Source organism: Leeuwenhoekiella sp. A16 (assembly GCF_047946675.1).
Taxonomy (GTDB): domain Bacteria; phylum Bacteroidota; class Bacteroidia; order Flavobacteriales; family Flavobacteriaceae; genus Leeuwenhoekiella.
In genome coordinates this window covers 3,826,975-3,853,569 of the sequence record NZ_CP172313.1, presented here as the reverse complement: position 1 = coordinate 3,853,569, position 26,595 = coordinate 3,826,975, and the positions used below count along the sequence as shown (strand labels likewise).

The 26,595-nt window shown below is 36.7% G+C and carries 21 protein-coding genes; 13 read left to right on the top strand and 8 right to left on the bottom strand.

The features are described from left to right. The first annotated feature begins 48 nt into the window (after positions 1-48). The 3 genes from ACH3O9_RS16880 to ACH3O9_RS16870 are packed head-to-tail and all read left to right on the top strand — an operon-like array spanning position 49 to position 1,491. Positions 49-366: a 2TM domain-containing protein gene (locus tag ACH3O9_RS16880; protein ID WP_416442338.1), complete on the top strand. Its 318-nt coding sequence runs from the start codon at positions 49-51 to the stop codon at positions 364-366. A gap of 12 nt (positions 367-378) precedes the next feature. Next, the gene (locus ACH3O9_RS16875; RefSeq protein WP_416442336.1) at positions 379-711 is read left to right on the top strand and encodes a 2TM domain-containing protein; all 333 of its coding nucleotides are present in this window, start codon (positions 379-381) and stop codon (positions 709-711) included. A 21-nt stretch (positions 712-732) separates the two neighbouring features. Further along, positions 733-1,491 (top strand): LytR/AlgR family response regulator transcription factor, encoded by a 759-nt coding sequence (locus ACH3O9_RS16870; RefSeq protein ID WP_416442334.1) that lies wholly within the window; start codon positions 733-735, stop codon positions 1,489-1,491. A gap of 3 nt (positions 1,492-1,494) precedes the next feature. On the opposite strand, the gene ACH3O9_RS16865 is transcribed toward ACH3O9_RS16870, so the two are convergent. The 6 genes from ACH3O9_RS16865 to ACH3O9_RS16840 all read right to left on the bottom strand — a co-directional run bounded on the left by ACH3O9_RS16865 (position 1,495) and on the right by ACH3O9_RS16840 (position 7,621). Then, positions 1,495-2,814: a DUF2254 domain-containing protein gene (locus ACH3O9_RS16865; RefSeq protein ID WP_416442332.1), complete on the bottom strand. Its 1,320-nt coding sequence runs from the start codon at positions 2,812-2,814 to the stop codon at positions 1,495-1,497. A 65-nt stretch (positions 2,815-2,879) separates the two neighbouring features. Then, entirely contained in the window at positions 2,880-4,094 is a 1,215-nt protein-coding gene (locus ACH3O9_RS16860) for an LETM1-related biofilm-associated protein (protein ID WP_416442330.1), read from the bottom strand. 445 nt (positions 4,095-4,539) lie between these two features. Beyond that, entirely contained in the window at positions 4,540-5,352 is an 813-nt protein-coding gene (locus ACH3O9_RS16855) for an anti-sigma factor domain-containing protein (protein ID WP_416442328.1), read from the bottom strand. Positions 5,353-5,358: 6 nt separating this feature from the next. Continuing rightward, positions 5,359-5,889, bottom strand: coding sequence for an RNA polymerase sigma factor (locus ACH3O9_RS16850; RefSeq protein ID WP_416442326.1), 531 nt, complete (start codon positions 5,887-5,889; stop codon positions 5,359-5,361). 87 nt (positions 5,890-5,976) lie between these two features. After that, positions 5,977-6,567, bottom strand: a complete 591-nt coding sequence (locus ACH3O9_RS16845) for a superoxide dismutase family protein (RefSeq protein WP_416442324.1) — start codon at positions 6,565-6,567, stop codon at positions 5,977-5,979. Positions 6,568-6,736: 169 nt separating this feature from the next. Next, entirely contained in the window at positions 6,737-7,621 is an 885-nt protein-coding gene (locus ACH3O9_RS16840; RefSeq protein WP_416442322.1) for a diacylglycerol/lipid kinase family protein, read from the bottom strand. 66 nt (positions 7,622-7,687) lie between these two features. Between ACH3O9_RS16840 and ACH3O9_RS16835 the strand changes: the two genes are divergently transcribed. The 7 genes from ACH3O9_RS16835 (at position 7,688) to ACH3O9_RS16805 (ending at position 19,535) form a co-directional block, all read left to right on the top strand. Next, positions 7,688-8,659: an App1 family protein gene (locus tag ACH3O9_RS16835; protein WP_416446718.1), complete on the top strand. Its 972-nt coding sequence runs from the start codon at positions 7,688-7,690 to the stop codon at positions 8,657-8,659. Positions 8,660-9,031: 372 nt separating this feature from the next. Further along, a complete protein-coding gene (locus ACH3O9_RS16830; RefSeq protein ID WP_416442320.1) occupies positions 9,032-9,646 on the top strand; it encodes a fasciclin domain-containing protein in 615 nt (204 codons plus the stop codon). A 111-nt stretch (positions 9,647-9,757) separates the two neighbouring features. Beyond that, entirely contained in the window at positions 9,758-10,888 is a 1,131-nt protein-coding gene (locus ACH3O9_RS16825; RefSeq protein ID WP_416442318.1) for a vWA domain-containing protein, read from the top strand. A 130-nt stretch (positions 10,889-11,018) separates the two neighbouring features. Then, complete coding sequence (locus tag ACH3O9_RS16820; protein ID WP_416442316.1) at positions 11,019-12,485, top strand: magnesium chelatase; 1,467 nt, start codon at positions 11,019-11,021, stop codon at positions 12,483-12,485. 271 nt (positions 12,486-12,756) lie between these two features. Then, on the top strand, positions 12,757-16,089 hold the full coding sequence (locus tag ACH3O9_RS16815; RefSeq protein ID WP_416442314.1) for a DUF2126 domain-containing protein: 3,333 nt from the start codon (positions 12,757-12,759) through the stop codon (positions 16,087-16,089). A gap of 8 nt (positions 16,090-16,097) precedes the next feature. Continuing rightward, complete coding sequence (locus ACH3O9_RS16810; protein ID WP_416442313.1) at positions 16,098-18,641, top strand: circularly permuted type 2 ATP-grasp protein; 2,544 nt, start codon at positions 16,098-16,100, stop codon at positions 18,639-18,641. Continuing rightward, the gene (locus ACH3O9_RS16805; RefSeq protein ID WP_416442312.1) at positions 18,642-19,535 is read left to right on the top strand and encodes a transglutaminase family protein; all 894 of its coding nucleotides are present in this window, start codon (positions 18,642-18,644) and stop codon (positions 19,533-19,535) included. It abuts the gene before it with no gap. A 772-nt stretch (positions 19,536-20,307) separates the two neighbouring features. On the opposite strand, the gene ACH3O9_RS16800 is transcribed toward ACH3O9_RS16805, so the two are convergent. Next, positions 20,308-20,565, bottom strand: a complete 258-nt coding sequence (locus ACH3O9_RS16800) for a hypothetical protein (RefSeq protein WP_416442311.1) — start codon at positions 20,563-20,565, stop codon at positions 20,308-20,310. Between the two features lie 181 nt (positions 20,566-20,746). Further along, complete coding sequence (locus ACH3O9_RS16795) at positions 20,747-21,553, bottom strand: class I SAM-dependent methyltransferase (RefSeq protein ID WP_416442310.1); 807 nt, start codon at positions 21,551-21,553, stop codon at positions 20,747-20,749. 722 nt (positions 21,554-22,275) lie between these two features. Here ACH3O9_RS16795 and mazG point away from each other — a divergent pair. From mazG to ACH3O9_RS16780, 3 genes are read left to right on the top strand one after another with little or no spacing between them, the layout of a single operon-like run. Beyond that, positions 22,276-23,049 carry a nucleoside triphosphate pyrophosphohydrolase gene (gene mazG / locus ACH3O9_RS16790; protein ID WP_416442309.1) on the top strand — a complete coding sequence of 258 codons (774 nt, stop codon included), beginning with the start codon at positions 22,276-22,278 and terminating at the stop codon, positions 23,047-23,049. Positions 23,050-23,071: 22 nt separating this feature from the next. Beyond that, positions 23,072-25,240 carry a DPP IV N-terminal domain-containing protein gene (locus ACH3O9_RS16785; RefSeq protein WP_416442308.1) on the top strand — a complete coding sequence of 723 codons (2,169 nt, stop codon included), beginning with the start codon at positions 23,072-23,074 and terminating at the stop codon, positions 25,238-25,240. 40 nt (positions 25,241-25,280) lie between these two features. Then, positions 25,281-26,582: an aryl-sulfate sulfotransferase gene (locus tag ACH3O9_RS16780; RefSeq protein ID WP_416442307.1), complete on the top strand. Its 1,302-nt coding sequence runs from the start codon at positions 25,281-25,283 to the stop codon at positions 26,580-26,582. The last annotated feature ends 13 nt before the right edge of the window (positions 26,583-26,595 follow it).

The window sequence follows — 26,595 nt, the reverse complement described above, 5'->3', positions numbered from 1 at the left end:
TAATTAGAGAAATTTGATAGTATAAAAGATCATTTAAAAACTACAGCGATGGAAACCAATTTTGACAAAGAGAACAGATATTTAAAAGCTAAAGAGCAAGTAAAGGAGATTAAGAAATTCTATACCAGCCTCTTAAGTTATATTGTGGTTATAGGCTTGCTTGCATTTATTAATTACTACACTAATGAATTTAGATACGCCTGGTTTTTATGGGCTGCATTTGGCTGGGGAATTGGTTTGATCTTTCATGCTGTACGTGCCTTTGACTGGAATCCCTTTATTAGCAGAGATTGGGAAGAACGAAAGATAAAGGAGTTTATGGAGAAAGAAGAACACAATAAGAACTCACTGGGGCGCTGGGAATAAATATTAAAAAAAATGGAAACAAATGAAGTAAAATACGAAAGAGCAAGAAAGCGGGTTTCTCACATAAAAGCCTGGTATTATCATCTTATAATTTACATTGTTATAAATGTGGTCTTCATAATATTCAACACCGGTATAATAGACGGCGGCAGCATAAGTGGTTACATACCCTGGTGGTCATCGCTTACTATGCCAATCTGCTGGGGGCTAGGAGTGCTCATAAGCGGCATTTACGCTTTTAAAGGATACAAATTTGACCACTTTTACAAAAGGTGGGAAGAGCGCAAGATTCAGGAATATCTTGACAAAGAAGAGAAAGAAGTACAGACATTTACTAAAGAATAACCTGAAAATATTTTGAATGTAATGAATGTATTGGTAATAGAAGACGAGAAACCATCTGCAAGAAGACTTACCAGAATGGTAGAGAAATTGGGTTTAAATGTAGCAGAAATGCTTCACTCTGTAGAAGAGTCTGTAACCTGGTTTAAAGCTAATAAGCATCCCGATCTTATTTTTCTAGATATACAGTTAAGTGACGGACTTTCATTTGAGATCTTTGATCAGGTTGAGGTAAAAAGTGCAATTATTTTTACCACCGCTTTTGATGAATACGCGTTACAGGCTTTTAAGTTAAACAGTATAGATTATCTCTTAAAACCTATAGATGAAGATGAGTTAGTTAAAGCGGTGAGCAAGTACAAAGACCGCATACCACAAAAGCAACAAGTAGAGCTAAACTTTGAAGATATACGTAGGTTACTTGGTGCTACACCAATGGAGAGGGAATATAAAAAGCGGTTTACTGTAAAAATAGGTCAGCATTTAAAAATGATAAATGTAGAAGATGTAGAATGCTTTTACAGCGAAAATAAAGGCACGTATGCCCACACAAAAGATGGCAGAGATTACTTGCTTGAAACCACTCTTGAGAATCTTGAAAATGAGCTTGAACCCGATACTTTTTTTCGCGTAAGCCGTAAATTCTACATTAATATTAAAGCAATACGAGATATTATATCTTACACCAATTCTCGATTGCAACTTAAGCTACATTCTTACAATGAGCAGGAAGTTATTGTGAGCCGGGAGCGGGTAAAAGATTTTAAATTATGGCTTGAGTAAATGCTAATTGATCTTTATATCTGTTTCATTTAATGCAGAGATTTTATCTCCTATTGCTATTAGTCGCGCCTGGTCTTCAGCATTGGGGATATTTGCTCTAATATCGCTTAAAATGAGATTAACCTGTTGTATGATTACTTTTTGATAATCTTTTGTATAACCACCAGACCGCTGAATATAATATAATGATGTAAGCATTTTGTTGAGCATGATCACATCTTGCTTACAATAAGTACGCAACGGTGCATATACAAAATAGATGAGTTCTTTAAACTTAACCGGTTTTAACCGAATAATAGCCTTGTTAATATCGTTGTGAATGAAGCTAAAATCGGCTTTTTTAAGCCTTAAATTGAACAATTCTGTCATATAATCCAGACATGTAATTGCAGTTCCGGGATCATTTATACCAGGACTCATTGCTTTAATAGCAATTTCAGTAAGTTGTTTAAAACCCAGAATGTAATTATTCTCTACTATTTCGCTGCGCGAAAACCCAAAACAGGCTAGCAAACTTTTTAGTTCTTCTTCATCAAGTTTTTTATCACATTTTGCAATAGGCAAACCTTCTAAAATAAAAGCGCCTTTAGTGATCAACAAATCAATCTTACAATTATTCTTTTCGCAAAGGTTAACTAAGGCGTCAAGAGATATATTTTGTAAATATCCTGTACGATTTATCACGTAGGTGTGCCAGGATGAAGTATCTGTAAAAAGTGTTTCATAACCAGATTCATCGGTTTCTTCAATGAGCTTATTTAAGCGATCTTTAGTTTTAGCATATATAGATTCAATAATATTGTTTATTTGAATAGCTTCAGAAATAGCATGAATAAAATATATAAACAATGCCAGTACGATCATACCCATTATAATGCCTATCAATACAGAAAAACCAGGTAGTTGATATTTATCGTCTGTAGGTTTTATGCTCAATAAAATTAGGATGGTGTAAGTAAGCGTGGCAATGTAAAATCCCAATACAAGTTGGTGGCGCTTATTAGAAATAAGACCTGGCAAAATTCTTGGCGAATAGTTATTAGATGCCTGATTTAATAAGATCATCACCATAGAAAAACTAAACACCATAAGTGAAATAATGCCGCCTACAAAAGTGCTTAACAAAGTACGCGCCGTATCTGCATTATTGATGACGAGGGCAGGAGCATTTTTTATAAGAAATACAGAAATTCCCTGACCTTCGGCATATAACATTATAAAACCGAAACACAGACCAAAGAGGGCGAGAAGGGCAGGATAGAAGGCTATTTTACCGGTAAGATCATTCCAAAGTATTCTAAAGCGCGTGACTACAGCATTCATGCTGTAATGTTAGTTATTCTTAAAGCAATAAGACGGCGTTTTACAATACCTTAACAGGAAATGTCTTATGCCCTGAACTTTTCTTTAGAGTCTGTCGCTTCTATTCTGTTCTCATTAAATGCACTGGGGAGTAATTCTGGGATGAGCTTGATTAAAAGCGGCAGCAGAACTCCCCCGCCTGGCAAGAGAAAAATTGCTAAAGACGGGATGCTTTTACAAATATCAAGCAATTGGGTTTTTACTTTCTTTTTCTCGCTTTTTGATAGTTCGCGTAAGGTAGATTGGCCCAGAAGAAGCACCAGCTCTTTACTTTCTGAAAGTTCTAGTATAAGTCTTTTTTTGTTCCGTAAAATAAGAACGCGCACCGTTCGTATTGTCTGGTTATAAAAATGTTTTACAGGATTACTGTAATGCAAATAAGAAATATGCTCCCGGTGTTCTTCTATAAATATATGCACATACCTTGTTGAGGTTGTGATTGCAGTTGCATTAAGTTGCAGATTTTCGCCCAATTTGTACAAAAACGCATATTCTTGCGGGTCAACTTTCTCATCATCCCAAACGGCTAAACAAGCGAGATCATAAATATAATTTTTTTCAAGAACCGTGTCAAAATTAGAGAAAGCCAGCTCATCGAGGTTTTTTATGCTTTTTTCCGGATTTTTAGTGTAACGCAGCGATTTTTCAAAAAGGTTTAAAAGCAATTTGTCATAGGTGCCTTTTTCTTCTTTTGTAGTTAATGCCAGCCAAACGGTATTCATGATAATACTTTCCAGCTTCGGCAAATATTCTTGTGGATCGATTTGCGAAATGAGAAAGTGCTTAAAAGCGATCACATCTATAAACAAGAGCGCGTTTGTGATAAGATTGCTGAAGTTTTTTTGAATAAAAGCTTCATTGGTCTGCACACGTTCCTGTATTATTTTTTCAAGAATTTCAGCCGGACTTTTTCGTCTGAAAGCTGTCGCGAAAAATGATTCTTCCGGGCTTAATTTATTATAGAAAGCAATCGCATTTGTGAGCAGCTCATCTGTACCGCCCATCACCGTTCTGTGAATATATGTTAGGGCATCAAAAAGATTGACTTTTGTTTTCTCCATCTCCGTCCACTGTGAAGATGTATTCTCCGGTTTTTTAAGTGTATTGACTGATACGCCATACAAAAAACCGGTTTTTCTTAAGCGCTCATAAAATACATGCTCATCACCTACTAAAAGGTTCTTGCCCTGTCTTTGCAGATGCAGTTTTTTATTGATCCAGCCAGATGATGATGGATTCATAGAATATTGTAGTTCAAATGTTTACTATTGAATAATAAGTAATATCGCGTGTAAAATATTCTCTTAACAAACTTTAACAGCGCATATCAAAAATATAGAATGTTTCTGAAAACCACTACATATATCTTTTCGTAAATAGACTGTAAACAAAGTTTGGTAGCTTGATTTTACATGAATTGAAATCCAACTTACATTACGTTTAGGCGTAAAAATTTTATGAAAAAGAGATATCAGCTCATAGTTGATTAGTTTTTTGGATTTTTTGTTAGTTGAAGGATCGCCGCGTTTCGGGGGAAACAGGCGATCTTTTTTATACTCCACCAGTTTTAGATTTAAAATGAACTATAAGAATATTGTTTGAAGTGTTAAATGATTTGTACCCTTAATCCTTTAAACAAAAAAAGCAGCCGTATAGGCTGCTTTTCATTTATATATAGTGTTTGATTTATGCGTCTATGACTCCTAAAGTATAGAGTTGTGTCATTGTAGGTGTTTCACTTCCGCCGGCAGGCTCGAGAGTTACACCAAAGGCCTGCGAATTATTAGGATTCTCAAGCGAGAATACTTTATTCTCATCCTGTTCAAAATTCTCAAGAAGCCCCATACTTGTGGGCGTTAAAGGGTCAAGCGTTAATGACCATACCTGATAAACCATTCCTTGTGGCGGTTCTGGTAATCCCTGCGCATCTATGTATGCTCTATTATTTTCTTTATCCCAATAAACACTTACATAAGCATCTGGAGCAACTTCCTGTCCCGCAAGCGGTACCTTAGTTATATTCTTATCTCTTATAATAGAAAGCAGGTTCTGGGTTTTTTCCAGATCGTTGCGCGCATCTTCAATTTGAGTTTCCATAATAGCATTTTCTGCCTGCGTTATCTGGATCTCATCTCTTAGTTTATTATTCTTCTGTAAAAGACTAAAGATACCCACTAGTAGTGCAAGACATGCAGCGAGGCTCAAGTACATAATGATACGCGAAGTTTTATCAACCCTCGCAGGTGGAGGCATGCTTACTACTTTTGCAGCACCATTATTTCCTAATTTATCTTTAAGAGAAGCCAGCAAAGCCTCTGGATTATAAGGAGCTGTAGCAATGCCCAGATCTCTTAGCACGCGTTCTATTTCTTCAACTTCTTCCTTAACTTCAGGATGCTGCAAAAGAAAGGTAGAAACAGCAATGCTTTCCTCTTCGGTTAGAGCACCGTAAACATAGAGCTCTAAAATTCCTGAATCTATATATTCTTGTAATTCCATAATCTATTATTCAACAAGAATTTCTCTTAGCTTATTAATGCAAATCCTGTTCCGTGTTTTAATGGTTCCCAAGGGCATATTCAGTTCTTCTGAAGCCTCTTTTTGGGTAAAACCTTTAAAAAACAGAAGGTCAATCACTTTTTTGCAAATAGGCTCTAGCATGTTGATATACTTGCTAATTCCTATCGCATCAATTTTACTTGAAAAACTACTTTTTTGTTCTAGAATATCTACGAAATATTCATCTGACAGGTTTTTTCTGGAATTCTTAAATGCTTTTGATCTGGTTTTATCTATTGCCGCATTGCGCGCAATATTAAGCAGCCAGGTAAAAAACCTTCCTTTTTTAGGAGAATAACTCTCGCTATTGTCCCATACCTTAATGAATACGTCTTGTAATATTTCTTCTGAAGCCCCCTCATCGCGCACAATGTTAAAGATCACACCAAAAATACTCTCTGAGTATAACTCGTAAATGCGTTCAAAAGCTTTCTCGTCTTTCTGCTGAAGACGCAGAATTAAATCGTCGGGTTGCATAAATTATATTAGGTGACTAAATATAAATAAATTTCAATAAAAAAGCAGCCAGTTGGCTGCTTTAGTAAAATATATAAGAAAAATATATTATTCTATAATTCCACCACAACTTACACGAGATCCAGAATCTCCACTAGGTTGAGATGTAAAATCATCTGCTCCTTCATGTACAATAATCCCTTTACCTACAATGTTTTTAGTATCATCGACGCAATCTATACACCACTCGTCTGTAGTCATCGTGATCGTACCGTTACCGCTGTCATCGGCCTCAAAGTTACCTATATCACCTCTGTGATATCCTTCTGCATCACCCCATTTACCATGTTTCTCATGAGTAGGATTCCAGTGACCACCTGCAGAGGTACCATCATCTGCAGAACAGTCTGCATTCTCATGAATATGTATTGCGTGCGTTCCTGGTTTAAGACCACTAAGAACTGCTGTCATTTTAACGCTTCCGTTTTCTTCGGTGAAAACAACATTTCCTTCTGCTGTACTACCGCTTTTAGGTTCTAGCGCTATGGTAATTTTTTTAGGAGCTTCAGTTTCTGCAGTTGTACTCTGCATTTCAGTTTCGTCTACAGTTGGTTCATCTGTATCAGTTTTTTTATCATTTTTACAGGAAACGAGTCCCAGTGTAAACACCATGATAAAGAGCATTGTGTATTTTTTCATTGTTTAAATAATTTTAGGTTAGTAATTCAATATTAAAATTACTTGTTTCGCCTTGGGCTACCAAAGAATTACCAAAGGCTTAACAAAGATTTGTAAATAATTTACAAGTTAAAGAATCTGCGCAATCCCTATAACGATTGATGTGACTTGAACCCTTTTAATTATAAATCTATTTATTACCAGATACCGCCAGAGCTAGTTTGTGATCACCAATTTTAGCTTCAACTTCTGTAAGCTCACCTATAAATTCGCCATCAATTTGCAGCGCTGTGTCTATACTACATTTAATTGTTGCTTGCTTGGTTTTAATGATATCTACAAAGTCAGGGTTAGGCGCATCATCACTGTACAGTGTTTTTAGAATCTCAACGATGTCCATTTTTTTAAAAATTAGCACTTCAAAAAGTCCGTCGTCCATTTTACCATCAGGATTCACATTAGCACCTGTGCCAAATTTTTTAGCGTTTGCTATTGCCAGCAGGATACCACTCTGTGAGAACTCCTCGCCATTAGCTTCTATAGTAAAATTAAACGGGTATTCACATTTAAAAAGAGTAGGGACAGCCTGCAGTAAATAACCCAATTTGCCTCTAATTTTAGAGTTTTCATAATTTTTAATAAGCTCTGCGTTTATGCCCAGATCTGCAATGTGTAACGAAGTTTGACCATTTATTTTGATCATATCAATTTCTTTGAGGGTACTACCCAAAGCTATTTCTAACTGTTCTTCTCGATTGTCTGGCAAAAGCAGGTTTGCCGCAAGACCATTTGCAGAGCCTGCGGGGAAAATAGCTAATGAGATATCTTTACCTTCAAGCAGATCTGCTACCTGTACAATTGTACCATCACCGCCAGCAACAAGTACACGTTCTGGTTGTAAAGATGAGATTAGATCCTTAATTTTTTCATTATCATTGTTTCCGGTTGTTTTGTAAACTTCAATTGCAAAACCCCTCTTTTGGGTTTCATTACAAACAAGTTCTATTAATGTGTCTTTATTACTATCACCAGAAATCGGGTTGACAATAAACAATAGTTGACTATTTGGTTCCATTATTAATTATTTCTTTCTAAAATTAGCTATTTTAAAAGGACCTAATCGTTAAGAGAATATCAATTGATAAAATTAGATCTAAAATTATACAGAGGTTACGTTAATGACCGCGAGCTAGTAGTCTTTGGTCACGTTTTTAAATCTTGGGCGCCAGATAAATACCGTCTTGACCGCAGAGGCATTAAACATGCTTTCTCCATTATTCATATGTTTCGCATAAAACCTTTGGCAAATGTTGAGATACGTTTAAAATTTCTTGATATTGATGTGAAGACTCGCACGATGCAAGATGGTTACTTTAGATTCACGTTGCCTTTTACAAGAGAATTAAAAGCCGGCTGGCATACATATACGGTTAATATTGAGAACAAAGACGGTGATTTTGGAATAATTGAACAAGGCGAACTTTTAAAACCTTTTGAAAGTAAGCTGGGCATAATTTCAGATATAGACGATACCTTTTTAATCTCACACAGTAACAGCGTTTTTAAAAAACTTTATGTTATGCTGTTGCGAAATATAAACAAGCGCAAAATTTTTGATGATGTGGTGGCTCATTATAAGATGTTGAGCAATGCAGGGCAAGAGATAGATGGAGCCTGTAATTCGTTCTTTTTTGTTTCCAGCAGCGAGTGGAATCTATATGGGTTTATTACAGATTTTACAAAAATGCATGAATTGCCTAAAGCTGTAATAAAGCTGAAAAAGATAAAAACAGGAATTACAGATTTTTTATTTACCGGCAGAGGGAGTCATGATCATAAGTTTGAAAAAATAAAAGATATCGTTTCTTTTTACCCCACCATACAATATGTTTTGCTGGGAGACGATTCTCAACATGATCCTTTTATTTATGAGCGTATTTGTAAAATATTCCCGGTAAATATAAAAGCCGTTTATATTAGACAAACTGGTCATCATCGTAAAAAGAAAGTAGAAGATGTGCTTTATAATATAGAAGCAATGGGTGTTGCTATCTGCTATTTTAAATATAGTGAAGAAGCGATAGCTCACTCACAGCGCATAGATATCGTCTAATATTTGCCTGATGACAACCGATTTTTACCTCAAAAAGGGCGATTTTAGAGTTGATTCCTAACTCAATTATCCACATTCTTTATCAAAGTAATTTTATTCAGGATTAATTACTAGAAAGTTGAACGCTAAAGGGGTAGTTGATTCTGTAATAGATCTGTCTGATTTTCAGCGATTTATGTTATAAGAAATCGCTAAGTTCAAAAAACGGCCTAAAAGAATATAAAATCGTTTATAATTAGCTGAAAATCAGTTTAAAAAATAAATCATTTAGGTAGAATTGAGAGCTTAACAATTAACTTAATCTTACAATATCTTTTCATATTGTTTAACGATTACACCATTATCTTTGAACAAACAAAAAAATAAACTATTATGAAAAAGATTTTTTTAGGTATGGCAATAGTTGCATTAACTGCAATGTCATGTAATAATAACGCTAAGACTAATGAGGGTGAAACTGCAGAAGGTGATCAGGTAGCTTTAAGCTCAGACACAGAAATGGATAATTCTATGACCGCTACAGATAGCACAGCAATGGGTCAAACTGTTGCAGATGTAGCTATGAGCAATGATAATTTCTCTACACTAACTAGTGCGGTTCAGGCTGCAGGTTTGGGAGAAACTTTGCAAGGTGATGGTCCTTTCACAGTATTTGCACCTACAAATGATGCTTTTAATAAATTGCCAGAAGGAACATTAGACGATCTTACTAAAGAAGAAAATAAAGCTAAGCTAACTTCTATATTAACGTATCACGTTGTTGCAGGTGAGTTTAAAGCTGCAGATGTTGTTAAAGCAATTAATGATAACAATGGTTCTTATGAGATAAATACAGTAGAAGGAGAGAAAATCACTGCCACTCTTGATGGTGATAATGTTGTTCTTACTGATGCATCTGGTAATAAAGCCAAAGTCGTTATGACAGATGTTGATGCTTCTAACGGTGTGATTCATGCTATAGATACCGTATTAATGCCAAGTAAGTAATTCTGCTTAATTTATAGATGAAAGTCCCCAATTTGGGGACTTTTTTATTTGCATTACTTTAACGTCTACTTATTTTTTCACTACGGTTAAATCATGTATTTTTAAAAAGCTATGAAAAGAATTATGCGCAAGGGATTTATTTTTAAAAAATACGAGGAAGAAAGTCAGTCTCCCTTTGATAAGCTTTTTGATATTTTTCAAGAGCTTATCACACATACCTCTGGAGATTTTGATGAAGCAATAGACTGGTTAAGAGAACTTGATAAAGAGTATGAACTTACCACACCAGATTATACTATAGATGATTTTATAGAAGATCTTAAAGCTAAAGGATATATTAGAGAAGAAATAGATCCTAACGGCGACGGTGAGGGAGAAGGTAATATTTCTATAACCGCTAAGACAGAAAGACTCATACGGCAGCGAGCACTTGATCAAATTTTTGGTAAACTTAGAAAAAGTGGTAACGGTAATCACCGTACCAATCATGTAGGTCGTGGGGATGAGCATACGGGTGAGTATAGAGAATATCGCTTTGGTGATGCATTAGAGCGCGTTTCTATGACAGAAAGTTTGAGAAATGCCCAGATAAATCATGGTCTGGGAAATTTCTATTTACAGGAAAATGATCTTGTGGTAGAAGAGACGCAATACAAAGCCCAGATGAGCACCGTGCTTATGATAGATATAAGTCACAGTATGATTCTCTATGGTGAAGACCGTATAACTCCGGCAAAAAAAGTGGCAATGGCTCTGGCCGAACTTATTACAACAAGATATCCTAAAGACACGCTTGATATAATCGTTTTTGGAAATGACGCATGGCCTATAAAAATTAAAGATCTTCCGTATTTACAGGTTGGGCCTTATCACACAAATACAGTTGCCGGGATGCAATTGGCAATGGATATTTTACGCCGAAAAAGAAATACCAATAAGCAGATTTTTATGATAACAGATGGTAAACCCAGCTGCATTAGAGAGTCTGACGGTTATTACTATAAAAACAGCGTAGGGCTTGACCCATATATCGTAAACAAGTGCTATGATATGGCGCGGCAGGCAAGAAAGCTACGTATCCCTATAACTACTTTTATGATCGCGCAAGATCCTTACTTAATGAAGTTTGTACGTGAGTTTGCACAAGCCAATCAAGGCAAAGCATTTTACACAGGATTACAGGGATTAGGTGAAATGATCTTTGAAGATTATGAAAGCAATAGAAAAAAGAAAATAAGATAGATCTAAATAATACTTAAATTAATTTCTAGGTAAATCGGGAACTATTTAATTACTCCATCGAGTTTATGGAAATTAAATCCTTTTAGGAGTTAAACTGAACTTATTAATGCCTTACGGCGAAAATTACACAATGAATAAACCAGAAATCACAACATTAGGTGAACTCAATAAATCAGGATATCAAAGTAGAAGCATAAAAGATGAACTACGAGATAATCTGCTTAAGAATATAAAGAACGGAGCAAATTCATTTGAAGGAATTCATGGCTATGAGTATTCTGTTATTCCTGAGTTAGAACGAGCGATATTGTCGAGACATAATATTAACTTGTTGGGTTTAAGAGGTCAGGCAAAAACAAGGCTTGCACGTTTAATGATCAATCTACTTGATGAGTGGATGCCCATAGTTGCAGGGTCTGAGATTAACGATGACCCATTGCGACCATTGAGTCGATATGCGCGTGAGAGCATTAAAGAAGAAGGCGATAGTACTAATATAGAATGGGTACATCGGGATGAACGCTTCTTTGAGAAACTTGCAACTCCAGATGTGACGGTGGCAGATTTAATAGGAGACGTAGATCCCATAAAAGCTGCAAATTTAAAACTGAGCTATGCAGATGACAGAGTTATCCATTTTGGGATGATACCTCGAGCTAATAGAAGTATTTTTGTGATCAATGAGTTACCAGATTTACAAGCCCGTATTCAGGTAGCATTATTTAATATTCTGCAAGAAGGTGATATACAGATAAGAGGTTTTAAACTGCGTTTGCCACTTGACATGCAGTTCGTTTTTACAGCTAACCCAGAAGATTACACAAACAGAGGTAGTATTGTTACACCGTTAAAAGACAGAATAGGTTCTCAAATTCTAACCCATTATCCTGAGAGCATAGAGATTGCAAGAACTATAACACAGCAGGAGGCACGGAAAGATTCGCGTCAACAAGAAAGTATACATGTACCATCATTGGCTAAAGATCTTCTTGAGCAAATAAGTTTTGAAGCGCGTAGAAGTGAATATATTGATGCTAAAAGTGGCGTTAGTGCTCGTATGAGTATAACGGCTTTTGAAAATTTGTTAAGCACAGCAGAGCGTCGTGCAATAATGGCAGGAGAAGAGAAAACCACAATTAGACTTGGCGATTTTATAGGTATGATACCCGCAATAACGGGGAAAGTAGAGTTAGTTTATGAAGGAGAGCAGGAGGGAGCAGCTTCTGTTGTGCAAAGTCTTTTAGGAGAAGCGGTGAAATCTCTTTTTGTAGAGTATTTTCCAGAAATCAAGAAATTAGAACGTCAAAACGAGAAAAGTCCTTATGACGACGTGATCAATTGGTTCTTTGATCAAAGTGATTTTCAGTTACTTGATGATCTTACAGAAAGTCAATACAGACAATTGATAGATTCTATTGAGCCTTTAGACAAATTGGTCAAAAAATATCAACCAGATTTTCCAAAAGAAGATGTTTATTTCCTAAAAGAATTTGTTCTGTGGGCACTGGTAGAATATAAGAAGTTGAGCAAATACAGACTTTCAGAAGGTATACGTTTTAAAGACCTTTATGGTAGTTATATTAGCGGTTTACAGTAAAAATCGGCTAAAATGATCAAAAACCTCCCTTTTTTGGCGAGGTTTTTTTGTTTTCAGAAATTATTACCATATTATACATAATACCTGATTTTATAGGTGTAAAACGAAAAATCAGCAACAAAAACCATCCTATTTAGCGCAGTCAAAAATTCCATACATTTGGATAGATATATATAGCAGAAATCTTTATATATTTTATATACTTGTTCTAATATAGACGTTTAATTGCGGCGTAGCACAGTTCTCATTTTTAGTATTCTAATTCTCAAATATGGCTTTAAAAATAGTTATCTCTCATAAGACCATTTATAAATATGACAGGCCTGTAAAGCTATCTCCGCATATATTTAGACTGCGACCTGCACCACATAGCAGAACTCCTATAGAAAACTATTCTATAAAAATTAAGCCCGAAAATCAGTTTTTTAACTGGCAGCAAGATCCTTTTGGTAATTATTTGGCCAGAATCGTTTTTCCCGAAAAAACAACAGAACTTTCTGTTGATGTTGAAATTATTGCCGACTTAAAAACGATAAATCCTTTTGACTTTTTTGTAGAAGATTATGCCGAAGAGTTTCCGTTTAAATATGAGGAAACCGTAAAAAAGGAACTTTTACCGTATTTAGAAATAAAAGAAAGGGGAACACTGCTTTTAGATTTTATTAAAACAGTTGATGTCACACCCAAAAAGACGATCTATTTTTTAATAGACCTTAATCAAAAAATTAATCAATATCTTAATTATACCGTGCGTCTGGAACCAGGCGTGCAGCCTTGCGAAGTAACCTTAAAAAAAAAATTGGGTTCATGCCGTGATTTTGCCTGGTTGCTTGTACAAACTTTACGTCACTTTGGTTTTGGAGCGCGATTTGTTTCAGGATATCTGGTTCAGTTAAAATCTGATGAGAAATCACTAGATGGCCCATCAGGTCCTGAAGAAGATTTTACAGATTTGCATGCGTGGGCAGAAGTTTATATTCCCGGTGCGGGATGGATCGGTTTTGATGCTACATCAGGCCTGCTGGCCGGTGAAGGTCATATTCCTTTAGCCTGTACTCCGTCTTATGAAAGTGCAGCACCTGTTTCAGGTTTTACAGATGTATGCGAAACCGAATTTTTCTTTGAGAATTCAGTTAAACGTATTTTTGAATCTCCGCGAGTTACAAAGCCGTATACCGAAGATCAATGGAATGCGATCTACAACCTCGGTTTTGAAGTAGAAGAAGAATTACAAAAAGGCGATGTACGGCTTACAATGGGAGGGGAGCCCACTTTTGTTTCTATAGATGATATGGAATCTAAAGAGTGGAATACTGATGCAGATGGTAAACATAAACGTCAACTGGCAACTTCTCTGTCACGCAGACTATTAAATAAATTTGGTAAAGGCGGTGTTCTGCAACATGCACAAGGTAAATGGTACCCCGGTGAACCATTACCCAGATGGCAAATTGAGATATGCTGGCGTAAGGATGGTAAACCTATCTGGAAGGATGATAAATTGCTTGCTGCATTTTCAGAAAGTTATAGGATTCCTGCAAATGCAGATCATGATTTCCTCAAAATACTGTCTTCTTACTTAGGTATTTCAGATCAATATGTTGTACCAACTTATGAAGATGCTTTTTATTTTTTATGGGAAGAAGGTAAACTTCCCGTAGATATGGACCCGGCAAAAGACAAAGACAGCTCTTTAACAAGAAAAAAGCTGGAAGAAATATTAAAAGAAGGCACAAGTGAACCTCAGGGTTATTTGTTGCCGCTTAATAAATCTAAAGGGAAATGGTTGTCGAGCGTATGGGAATTTAGACGAAAACATCTGTTTTTATTGCCCGGTACATCGCCCATAGGTCTACGATTACCTCTGGGTTCACTATTGCAAAATCCCGAGAATGAACTAAGACCAGTTTTTGAACCAGATCTGTTCTCAGATAAAGAACCGCTTCCACAATATAAAAAGATCGTAGAAGAGCGGGTTGAGAATTTTATGGATGAAGGTATAAATAAATCTAAATCAACGCCGTTTATACGTACCGCACTTTGTTCAGAAATAAGAGATAATAAGCTGTTTCTTTTCCTGCCACCGCTAGATAGCGCAGAGGCATATTTAGACCTGATAACTTCTATTGAAGCTACAGCTAAAGAACTTAAGATTCCTGTAATTTTAGAAGGTTACGATCCACCAAAGGATAATCGGTTAGAATCGCTTAAAATCACCCCAGATCCAGGTGTTATAGAAGTAAACGTTCATCCGGCAAAAAACTGGACAGAATTGACTAAAAATACGCTTGCTCTTTATGAGGAAGCAAAGCAAGCCCGTTTAGGGACAGAGAAGTTTATGCTTGACGGCAAACATACTGGCACCGGCGGTGGTAATCATGTAACGCTGGGCGGAGTTTCACCAGCTGATAGTCCGCTGTTGCGCAGACCAGATCTTTTACGCAGTCTCATAACTTTCTGGCAGCATCATCCCGGTTTGTCTTATTTGTTTTCCGGAGCTTTTATAGGTCCTACGAGTCAGGCGCCGCGTGTTGATGAAGGTCGCCCCGAAAATCTCTATGAGTTGGAAATTGCCTTTAGTCAGATTCCCAAAGATGGAGAAGTGCCTTTTTGGCTTACAGATAGATTATTTCGCCATTTGCTTACAGATATTACCGGCAATACGCACAGGTCTGAGTTTTGTATAGATAAATTATATTCCCCAGACTCTTCTTCGGGAAGGTTGGGTATTCTTGAGTTAAGAGCTTTTGATATGCCGCCACATGCCCAGATGAGCCTTATGCAAATGTTGCTCGTACGTACTTTGGTCGCCTGGTTCTGGAAAAAGCCATATGAACATAATTTGGTGCGCTGGGGAACAGAGCTACATGATAAATTCCTGATGGAGCATTATGTAAAAGAAGATATTAAAGATATAGTAGAGCAGCTTAATGAAGCAGGTTATCCTTTTAAATTAGACTGGTTTGATCCTTTCTTTGAATTTAGATTTCCTTTGCACGGTATGGTCGAGATAAATGGCATTGATATAGAATTGCGTACGGCAATAGAACCGTGGAATGTTCTGGGAGAAGAAATGGCTGGTGGTGGTACTGCCCGTTATGTTGATTCATCACTAGAGCGTCTTCAGGTAAAGGTTTCTAACTTTATAGATGAACGCTATGTGCTCACCTGTAATGGTGTAAAAGTTACGTTGAGTCCTACCACAGTAAAAGGTGAATATGTTGCAGGCGTGCGTTACAAAGCATGGGATCCCTGGTCTGCATTGCATCCTACAATTGGAGTAGATACGCCACTTGTTTTTGATGTTGTAGATAAATGGAATCAACGCTCAATAGGAGGTTGCACTTATTTTGTTGCACACCCGGGTGGTCGCTCGTATGAGTCGTATCCCGTTAATAGTTACGAAGCAGAATCACGCCGAATAAATCGTTTTTGGGAATTTGGTCACTCTCAGGGAGAAATTGCCCCGGTAACGACTGTTGAGGCCGAGGGTAAACCCAGAAGAACTGTAGAACCACAAGGGCGTTCCAGCAAATTTGATTATAAGGAGGTTCCTGTTAATTTTGAATTTCCTCACACTTTAGATTTACGTAAAAAATACTAGATAACGGTATGTCTGCCATTACTGATAAATTATTCAATAATTACTTTTCAGATTTTAGTAATTATGACGAGGTTTTCAGCTCTCAAATGAAGGTTAATCCTAACTGGGAGATGTTACTGGAAAATCTAGCTGAAATAGGCAGTGATGATCTCACGGCACGCCAGGCAGACATCGACTGGTTATTGTCTGAAAATGGCGTTACTTATAACGTTTATAACGATCCTAAAGGTTTAAATCGTCCATGGAATCTCAATATCGTGCCTTTTTTGATCCATCAGAAAGAATGGGTTGATATAGAAAAGGGACTTCAGCAACGCGCAGAAATACTCAATCTCGTTTTAAAGGATATTTACGGCAAACGTGAACTCATAAAAAACGGAATAATACCTTATGAAATCGTTTTTGCTCACAGAGGTTTTTTGAGACCCTGTGATCAAATTCAGTATAAAACCGCTAAAAATCTACTCATACATTCAGCTGATATGGCGCGTGGTCCCGACGGTAGAATGTGGGTTGTAAATGATCGTACAGAAGCACCGTCGGGAATGGGCTATGCACTTGAAAATCGCTTTACCACCAGTAGAGTGCTGCCAGATATTTTCAAAAAAATAAATGTAAGACAACCATCAGATTTCTTTAATGATTTTAATGATCTTCTGGTAAGTTCTGCACAAGAAAATAAAGACAATCCCGGTATAGTTATTTTGACTCCGGGGCCTCATAACGAGACCTATTTTGAGCATGCTTATATGTCGACTTTTTTGGGTTATCCTCTTGTAAAAGGTAACGATCTGCTCGTGCGCAATGGTAAGGTCTGGTTAAAATCACTCAAAGGTCTTAAGCAGGTAGATGTTATCTTAAGAAGGGTAGACGATATATTTACAGATCCGCTTGAGCTGCGCGAAGATTCTTATCTGGGTGTTGCAGGTCTTCTGGAAGTTATACGCAAAGGCAATGTAAGTGTGGTCAACCCAATAGGCAGCGGGATTCTTGAAAATCCTGGTCTCATTCCTTTCATGAAAAATATTTCAAAGTATTTTTTAAACGAAGATCTAATATTGCCTCAGGTTGCATCGTGGTGGTGCGGGCAGGAGAAAGAGCGCAATTATGTACTCAATAATCTGCCATTATTTGTAGTAAAACGTATTGATCGTACAAATAGAGAAAGTCTTTATTTCTGTGAATTTCTATCGCAAAAAGAACTCGATACGCTTAAACGCGAAATTAAAGCCAGACCTTATAAATTTGTCGCTCAGGAAAAGATATATTTCTCTACAACCCCAGATTTTACAGCTGGTAAACTAGAGCCCAGAAAAGTAGTTTGCCGCAGTTTCGCCGTAGCGAAAAATGACGGTTATAGCGTTATGCCTGGCGGACTTGTACGAGTTGCGCCTGAGCGCGAAAACTTACGTGTATCTAACCAAAGAGGAGGCACAAGTAAAGATTTCTGGATTATAAGTGATAAAGAGCAGACCAATATTCAGAATTATTCCTGGAACAGGACTTCTTCATTACCGGTTTCTGGTATCGACGATTTGCCAAGTAATACAGCGGAAAATTTATTTTGGTCAGGACGCTATCTGGGTCGTACGCTTGTCACGGCTCGTTTTCTACGCATGGTTCTCAACCAGATGGCAAATGTGCAATACAACGAGCGAAAATCAAAATCTGAAAGCTTAGAGATACTTTTTCAGAGTATTACACATATAACGTCCACATTTCCGGGTTTTGTAGGCAAAAATCGGGAAAAAGTGATGGAAAATCCGCTTGCCGAGATCAGGTCTGTTATTCTCGATGAAAACAGAGCCGGGAGTCTTGCGCATACGATTGGTATGTTTAATAATGCGTACTATTCTATACGCAATCTATGGTCAAAAGACATGTGGCGCGTTTTTGATAGTATTCAAAAATTATGGAAGGTTTTCAAAGAAGAGAAGAGCTTTACGATACCGCGATTAACAAAACTACTTGATCGTATTATTACGAGATTGATTGCTTTCATGGGGCTTATTGAAGAAAGCATAATGGTGCAACAAGGTTTGCTATTGTATTTTATTGGTTTGCAACTAGAGCAGTCTATGATGAATATAGAAAGATGCAGAGCGCTTATAGTGATTAATCACAGGCAGCAGGTAGAATATGAAATATTAGAATCTTTGCTTAACAGTCATGAGAGCTTAAATATTTACCGTTATAGTTACAGATCTTATCTAAGCATGGAAAATGTGATAGAGCTCATTATTCTTGATAAAGAATATGCACGATCGCTTACATATCGTCTAAAAAGGCTGCAAAAAGATATTGATCGTTTACCTGGCGTTCACAACACAGATTGTAAAATTTGTATAGATGAAGCCTGTAAAAAAATAGGTGAACTCACAAGGGAAAAAGCTATTGCTCTTGATCAAGATGAAGCTACGAGATTTGAGCTGGAGCGATCTCTTTCTGCTATAAGTGATCTTCTGCATAATGTATCTTTAGCGATCACAAGTACTTATTTTAATCATTCCTATCAACCTAAACAACTAGTTTACCAAAACTTTTCATCTTAAATGCTTTATTCCTTATCGCATACGACGCGTTATAAGTACGATGGTTTTGTAACCTACTGTCACAATATCGCGACATTAAAACCCAGAGATATTCCGGGACAAAGGTTGTTAGATTATACATTAGAAATCACGCCACAGCCCTCTGAAATTTCGGAGAAAATAGATTTTTTTGGTAATACTATTACACGATTCTCGATTCAGCAACAGCATAGTGAATTAAAAGTTATAGCTAAAAGTAAAATATTAAGAGAGAATCTATCGCTTTCAGAAAAGGGTAATTTAGCTAATCAAAAAAAGATTACACTTATTGAAGCTTTGGCAGCATTAAAGGAAATCTCACCAGATATTTTTGAAGCACGCCAGTTTACTTTAGAATCTGCACTGGTGTCTAAAATTTCACCGGAAATTAAAGCTTACGCCGAAGAATCTTTTCGCCCAGAGCGGTCAATTTATGAAGCATCGTATGAGCTGATGCAGCGTATTTTTATTGATTTTGACTTCGTTTCTGGTTTTACAAATGTTGCAACGCCCATTCATGAAGTAATGAAAGAACGCAAAGGTGTTTGCCAGGATTTTGCACAAATAGCAATTGCCTGCGTTCGTGCTGTGGGAATTCCCGCAAGATATGTAAGCGGATATATAGAAACGCTCCCCCCTGAAGGACAGGAAAAAATGATAGGCGCAGATGCTTCACATGCCTGGTTTTCTGTATTTGTGCCCAAATATGGCTGGGTAGATTTTGATCCTACAAATAATGTGATACCCCATGAACAGCATATTACAGTTGGCTGGGGAAGAGACTATTATGATGTACCCCCGTTAAAAGGTGTAATCTATAGCTCTGGTAAGAACAGGATGAAAGTTTCTGTAGATCTCAGGAGAATTACAGATTAGAGCGGAATTTTCCATTTTGAGGGATGTTAAATTTGGGTAGAATCTCGAACACATAAAAATGTCTGATTCGGGTTAAGGAAATGTTATTTTTCCAAAATGTACTAAGTCAAATAGTATCAACTTTCAGTTTATTAATTTGATCAAATTTTCATGATTTTGGTAAAGAAATTTTAAAATTACTGCTCCTTTTTATTCGATTAGATTGTATTGTAGACCAAAATGATTTTATCCAGCATAGCGATTGTAGAAAGTATCCGCTTGCTCGTATAAATTTGTACATTTCTGGATTTTCTAATTCAATTTGTAATTCCTCGACAAAAATCAAAACCAGAGATAAGATAACAATCAGTATCCAATATTTGTTTTTACTAAATTTTGAGAATGTATTTTCATTGCTCTGTGGAACGTTATTGCAATTGTTACTGTATGCATCCTTTACCTTAGATTTACAATTAAGATAAAAAACCAGCAATAGAAGTTACCAAGATTTTCAAAAGGACATGGTAGAAGCTGTGGCTTATAATTAGAGTGGTAGCAAATTTTTATTTTCTATACACTTGAGAAATTGATTTTAGTTTTCTATTATTTCTTTAAGCTTGTTTAATGCTTTAGGCCATGTCTCTACAAAATAGTCGATATAATCCTCTACCGTCTCCATTTCAACTCTTACAGTTGTAATCTCATTGCTTTCCTGAAACGAATAGTTTTCCAGACCACCTGTCCAATTATCAACTTGTTCACCAGATGTTATTTCACTTTCACCATCAAGAATTCAGTTGTGTTTTATTGAAACGAATTCAAATGGTATATTTTCCGCAATTTCAGAAACCATTCCACCACGTTTACCGTTTTCATCTGTCCCGATGAAATAAATTGTTTCTCCTTTGTTCCAACTACCTTCATATGTAGAAGTGGGATTGAATTCGGCAGTCCATTGCTCATAAGTGGTTATGTCATTTAATCCCAACATAGTTTCATACACTAATTTTGAAGAGGCCTTTATCTGCTCAATAAATTCTATTTTTTTCATGATTTGAGAAATTGTTAGTTTTTTTTAAATGATCGCTAGCGGGTAGATTGTATATTAGTGGTGGATTGAGTGGCCTTTCCTGTCAAACTTCTATACAATCTGGGCGGACTACGAAGTTTATATTCATCAATCATCTATCATTCCTTATCCAAAATGTTAGCAAAAGTTTTATAATATATAATTATTTTATTCCCACTATTCTTATTGATAGGATTGTATTAAATCTATTTTTTTTAATTGAAAATGGGAAATAATTAAATAAACGTTCAACTAAGATAATTAAAAAGGCGGGTGTTCTTATGAATATCCCTCTGCCTCCCCAATATCCTTGCACTTTCATAAATCCAACTTTTTTAAACAAACTCCTTAATTCGGAAAATGTATATTCCTTTAAGTGGAACCCAGTTGCTACTCTGTCAAAATATTTTGAAATGTCATGTGGACCATTAATTCGATTTGGAGTTACGCATATATACTTCCCATCATCGGTAAGAATGTTAAAAATGTTGACTAGTTGGTTTTTCGCATCTTCAGGATGTAAATGCTCCATTAATTGATTACTATAAACTAAGTTAACGCTTTTTTTAGGTACCAGAATATTTACTCCATCAGATAGAATGAGATGAAAGTTATCAGGTAGTTCTTTAACCTTTGATATTTCTTCAGAAACATCAACCGCATAAACTTTATTAATAATTTTCGTTAATGCTAAAGAAAGTGAACAATCACCTGATCCGATCTCACAAAATGTCATGTTCTTTCGAAGGAAATGCTTTAAGAACACTAGCTGGGAAGAAACAGAAGTATCGGTTAGTTCACTACTTTTTTTTTCGGTCAATTGGGGATGAAGAGGGACGCGTCTATATAGTTCATTATAAAGGGATGAATATAAAAATTCTCGCTCTTCTTTTGAAGAATGCATTAGTCTACTAGCGAGTTCCTTCTCAATTTCGTAATGTTCCCTGATTTGTTCAATTGTACGTTTCAATTTTTTTTAAATTTTTGCTAAAGTTTTAGGCTATGTGTTCGTAGCTTGGTTTTGTAAACTAAGATAGCAAAAAGAAACCGGCGGAAGTAAATCTACAGGATTTTCCAAAAGTTTAGAGCAGAGGCATAGGTCAAACCCTCTAAAGTGGTTTATCAGTCTTTAAAGCGTAGCCTGCACCATCTGAATAAGGAGGGAGTAGCGCTGTTGGAGGCGAGCTTGCTGGAGCTGGTCGAGCATTAATACTTATTCTTACGGTCGTTATTCCTTTATTTTTCTAATTATTTTAGAAAATCGGTGTTAGCATATTTATATTGCATTGATATAATTTTAATAAGTGCAGGGGCTTCCCATTGATCGAGAATTGTTTTCTGATTCCAAACTAAAGGAAGTTCAGCTGCAAAACTTTGCTATTAACGAATATTAATTTACCACTTCACCGTAAAGTCAAATATCCATTGTGATTATTCATAGTAAATGATTTTTTTTAGTAAAAATAAGTGTTGAAATAGCCTATTTAATTTAGTAATCATTCGATTGCTAATTAAAAGGCAGCTAATTGGTTCTCAATTTTTATATCTATTTGAGTAAGTCATTAAAGTTGTTTCTGATGATTTTTTTAGCAAATGATCTTTTTATAGAGCGTAATGAATTTGTATAATTTCTTTTGATTTTACCCGATTTTAATACTAAAAAACAGGTTTTTATACACTAAATTCGTGAGCATGAATAGCAGACCTGAACAGCTAAAAGCGCTAGATCGCTTACTTACGATTATGGGCGAACTGCGAGAGCAGTGCCCCTGGGACAAAAAGCAAACTCTACAATCCCTGCGACATCTTACAATAGAAGAAACTTACGAGTTAGGTGACGCCATTCTTGATAATGACCTTGAAGAGGTTAAAAAAGAATTGGGTGACCTTCTTTTACATATTGTATTCTATGCAAAAATAGGCAGCGAAACAAATGATTTTGATATAGCCGATGTCGCTAATGGCATCTGTGAGAAATTGATAAGCAGGCATCCTCATATTTACAGTGATGTAGAGGTAAAAGATGAAGAAGATGTTAAGCGCCACTGGGAAAACCTAAAACTGAAAGAAGGTAAAAAATCTGTTTTAGAAGGAGTGCCGCGCTCTTTGCCGGCACTTGTAAAAGCAAGCCGTATACAGGATAAGGTAGCTGGGGTGGGTTTTGACTGGGAAGAGCCACAACAGGTTTTTGAGAAAGTAAAAGAAGAACTTGACGAACTACAACACGAAGTACGAGTTAATGACCAGGAGAAAATAGAAGCCGAATTTGGCGATGTGCTTTTCTCAATGATCAATTACGCCCGTTTTCTCAAAGTAGATCCCGAAAGTGCTCTTGAGCGCACCAATAAAAAATTCATTAAGCGCTTTCAATACCTGGAAGAGAAAGCTAAAGCAAACAGCAAAGAATTAAAAGATATGACCCTTGCAGAGATGGATGTTTTCTGGGAAGAGGCTAAGAAGTTGTGATATTAAAATATAGAATTAAAACATGATAAAACCCCTAATAACAGTAGCAATTATCGCCTTTTTCGGCTTAAAATCGGTTGCACAGCAAGAAAATCAGCCAGCAGTTACTACAGCAGATTATGAGCGAGCAGTTCAGTTTTTGAGACCTGCCACAAACAAGCTGGTTTACCATGATAATGTAAGACCTGCCTGGCTTGAAGATGGTAAATTCTGGTATCAGGTAGATACAGAGAATGGCCAGCAATATGTGCTTGTTGATCCTAAGTCTGCTTCACGAGAAACCTTCCCTGATAGAGCTGCTCTCTTTGCGAAACTAAATTTACAGGATGATAATACGATAAGAAGATTTGCACCAGAGGTGATTTCGCCAGACGGCACACAGTCGGCATTTATAAAAGATTACAATTTGTGGGTGCGAGATGTAAAAAGCGGTGAAGAAACTCAGTTGACCTCAGATGGGATAAAAGACTTTGGTTACGCGACAGACAATGCCGGATGGAAACATAGCGATCGCCCCATTCTGCTCTGGTCTCCAGATTCTAAAAAAATAGCGACTTTTCAGCAGGATCAGCGGCATGTAAGCGATATGTATTTAGTGCAAACAACAGTGGGCGCGCCAAAGTTGCAAACTTGGAAATATCCTATTCCTGATGATGAAGATATCATTCGTATACACCGGGTGATCATTGATGTGCCTAATAAAGAGGTAGTGCGATTACAAATGCCGGCAGATCCTCGCAGAGGTACTTTGTGTGATGATATTGCCTGCTCAGGTTCTTTTGATGATAATGAATGGAATGAGGACGCAACCAAACTTGCATTTGTGTCTACTTCGCGTGATCATAAGGTCGAAAAAATGCGCATTGCAGATGCTGAAACCGGAGCTGTAAAAGAAATTTTTGAAGAGAAAATTGATACCCAATATGAGTCTGGTCAGGGTACAGTAAACTGGCATTATCTACCAGATTCTAATGAGATAATCTGGTATTCTGAAAGAGACAACTGGGGGCATTTATATTTATATGATGCAACTACCGGGAAATTAAAAAATCAGATCACTACGGGAGATTTTGTCGTTACCAGTCTTGAAAAAGTAGATCAAAAAAACAGAGTACTTTACTTTAATGCTAACGGAAGAGAAAAGGACGAAGATCCTTATTTTAGTCATTTTTACCGTGTTGATTTTAATGGGAAACGCCTTAAATTATTAACTCCAGAAAGTGGAAATCATGCTGTTTCTCTTTCGCCGAAAGGCAATTATTTTGTAGATAATTATTCACAGCCTGATGTTGCTCCCGTTTCTGTTTTGCGCAATGACAGCGGTAAACTTCTTTTAAAATTAGAGCAGGCAGATATCTCACAACTAGAAGCAACCGGCTGGAAACCGCCGCAGCCCATAAAAGTAAAATCTCGCGATGGCCGCTGGGATTTATATGGCTTAATGTTTACTCCTACAAATCTGGATACAAGTAAAAAATATCCTGTTGTAAATTATATTTATCCCGGTCCTCAAGGTGGCGGGGTAGGAAGCAGGTCATTTTCTGCCGCGCGTCGCGATCATCAGGCTTTGGCAGAACTAGGTTTTGTGGTTATTGTTATAGACGGTACATGTAATCCCGGGCGCTCAAAATCTTTTCATGATGTTTGCTACGGCAATATGGCAGACAATACACTTGATGATCAAATCTCAGGAATAAAACAGTTGGCAGAAAAATACAAGTACTTCGACTTGAATCGCGTGGGTATTTGGGGTCATTCTGGCGGCGGTTATGCAACGGCTGCGGCGATGTTTCGCTACCCGGAATTTTATAAAGTAGGCATTTCAGAATCTGGTAATCACGATAATCGTAATTATGAGGACGACTGGGGTGAGCGTTATATAGGATTGTTGACTAAAGATTCTTCAGGTAAATCAAATTATGAAGACCAGGCCAATCAAAATTTTGCTGCAAATCTTAAGGGCAAGTTACTCCTGGCACATGGCGCTGTAGATGATAATGTGCCGCCATACAATACCTATCTTGTAGTTGATGCCTTAATAAAAGCCAACAAAGATTTTGACCTGATAATATTTCCTCATGCAAGACACGGTTATGGGAGTGACAGTGATTATATGATGCGACGTCGTTGGGATTATTTTGTTGAAAATTTGAAAGGTGCCACGCATCCTAAAGAATTTGAAATAAAGTAGTTACTTAGAGTTATTTTATAAGATTAATCCCAATTTATTCATGAAGAAAGATTTTTTACTCATTATAAGTTTTCTTGTACTATTTAGTTGCAGTAACAATGATGATACTAATGTAGAAGGTGAAATACCAGACGGCAGCAACCCAGTATCTGAGGAAGAAACCGCAGAAGAAGTAGAAGTATACAATGCAGAGCTTGTGCACGATAATCTCACGCTTATAATGGAAAATGGCGGCACTACAGCTTCACTTATTACAAAAAAAGGAAATCCTCTTCATGAATGGGAATTTGACCTTAGTCTGGGCAATGATCTGGAATTGCTTGATAATGGTCAACTCTTGGGTATGTTTAAAATTCCTGATCCTGCTTTTACTTTAGGTGGTTATGGCGGAGTGATTAGATTTATAAACCCAGACAATTCTATAGCATGGGAGTACACCTATTCAACTGAAAATGAAATATGCCATCACGATGTTGAACTCTTACCAAACGGAAATCTTCTATTTATGGTTTGGGAAAAAATCACTGTAGAAGAGGCAAATTCAAAAGGTATTGTAACTACGGTTCCTATCTATCCTGAAAAGTTAATTGAGATCAATAGAGACAGTAGGCAAATAGTATGGCAGTGGCGCAGTTGGGAACATTTAGTACAAGAAGCAGATGAAAATCTTTCTACCTATGGTGTAGTTGCAGATAATCCTAATAAGATCAACTTTAATTACAATCTGCCTGATGACGGAGATGTAACTCATGCTAACGGTATTGATTACGATTCTGTAAAAGACGTGATCTTTGTAAGTGTAAATGCATTAAGTGAAGTTTGGGTTGTAGATCACAGTACTTCAACTTTAGAAGCGATGCAAAGTACAGGCGGGTCCTATGGTAAAGGCGGCGATCTTATTTATCGTTTTGGTAATCCTGAAGTATATAATAATGCTCAGGGCGCAAGACGATTCTTTAACAATCACTATCCTAACTTTTTACAAAATGATGAAGTAGGAGCAGGTAACATGCTAATTTATAATAACGGTACAAACGTAGAACAGTCAACCGCTTATGAACTTGCAATGCCTGCAGATTATAAACTAGTGGCTAATGCAGATAATGAGCCGGAGGTGGTGTGGAGCTTTACAGATCCTGATATGTTTTATGGAAAGCTTTCTGGCGTTACTCGCTTAAGCAATGGTAACACGATGATCTGTGAAGGTGATTATGGTTATTGGGAAGTAACGATTGCTGGAGAAGTAGTCTGGAAATATAACGGTAAACAGTCTACCTACTGGCGCGGTTACAGTTATGATCTTGATGATGAAGCCGTAATTAATCTGGGATTATCTTTTTAAGATTTAAAAATCG

Coding starts and splice junctions, on each gene's coding strand:
- ACH3O9_RS16880 (WP_416442338.1), top strand. CDS start 49: ATGGAAACCAATTTTGACAAAGAGAACAGATATTTAAAAGCTAAAGAG.
- ACH3O9_RS16875 (WP_416442336.1), top strand. CDS start 379: ATGGAAACAAATGAAGTAAAATACGAAAGAGCAAGAAAGCGGGTTTCT.
- ACH3O9_RS16870 (WP_416442334.1), top strand. CDS start 733: ATGAATGTATTGGTAATAGAAGACGAGAAACCATCTGCAAGAAGACTT.
- ACH3O9_RS16865 (WP_416442332.1), bottom strand. CDS start 2,814: ATGAATGCTGTAGTCACGCGCTTTAGAATACTTTGGAATGATCTTACC.
- ACH3O9_RS16860 (WP_416442330.1), bottom strand. CDS start 4,094: ATGAATCCATCATCATCTGGCTGGATCAATAAAAAACTGCATCTGCAA.
- ACH3O9_RS16855 (WP_416442328.1), bottom strand. CDS start 5,352: ATGGAATTACAAGAATATATAGATTCAGGAATTTTAGAGCTCTATGTT.
- ACH3O9_RS16850 (WP_416442326.1), bottom strand. CDS start 5,889: ATGCAACCCGACGATTTAATTCTGCGTCTTCAGCAGAAAGACGAGAAA.
- ACH3O9_RS16845 (WP_416442324.1), bottom strand. CDS start 6,567: ATGAAAAAATACACAATGCTCTTTATCATGGTGTTTACACTGGGACTC.
- ACH3O9_RS16840 (WP_416442322.1), bottom strand. CDS start 7,621: ATGGAACCAAATAGTCAACTATTGTTTATTGTCAACCCGATTTCTGGT.
- ACH3O9_RS16830 (WP_416442320.1), top strand. CDS start 9,032: ATGAAAAAGATTTTTTTAGGTATGGCAATAGTTGCATTAACTGCAATG.
- ACH3O9_RS16825 (WP_416442318.1), top strand. CDS start 9,758: ATGAAAAGAATTATGCGCAAGGGATTTATTTTTAAAAAATACGAGGAA.
- ACH3O9_RS16820 (WP_416442316.1), top strand. CDS start 11,019: ATGAATAAACCAGAAATCACAACATTAGGTGAACTCAATAAATCAGGA.
- ACH3O9_RS16815 (WP_416442314.1), top strand. CDS start 12,757: ATGGCTTTAAAAATAGTTATCTCTCATAAGACCATTTATAAATATGAC.
- ACH3O9_RS16810 (WP_416442313.1), top strand. CDS start 16,098: ATGTCTGCCATTACTGATAAATTATTCAATAATTACTTTTCAGATTTT.
- ACH3O9_RS16805 (WP_416442312.1), top strand. CDS start 18,642: ATGCTTTATTCCTTATCGCATACGACGCGTTATAAGTACGATGGTTTT.
- ACH3O9_RS16800 (WP_416442311.1), bottom strand. CDS start 20,565: ATGAAAAAAATAGAATTTATTGAGCAGATAAAGGCCTCTTCAAAATTA.
- mazG (WP_416442309.1), top strand. CDS start 22,276: ATGAATAGCAGACCTGAACAGCTAAAAGCGCTAGATCGCTTACTTACG.
- ACH3O9_RS16785 (WP_416442308.1), top strand. CDS start 23,072: ATGATAAAACCCCTAATAACAGTAGCAATTATCGCCTTTTTCGGCTTA.
- ACH3O9_RS16780 (WP_416442307.1), top strand. CDS start 25,281: ATGAAGAAAGATTTTTTACTCATTATAAGTTTTCTTGTACTATTTAGT.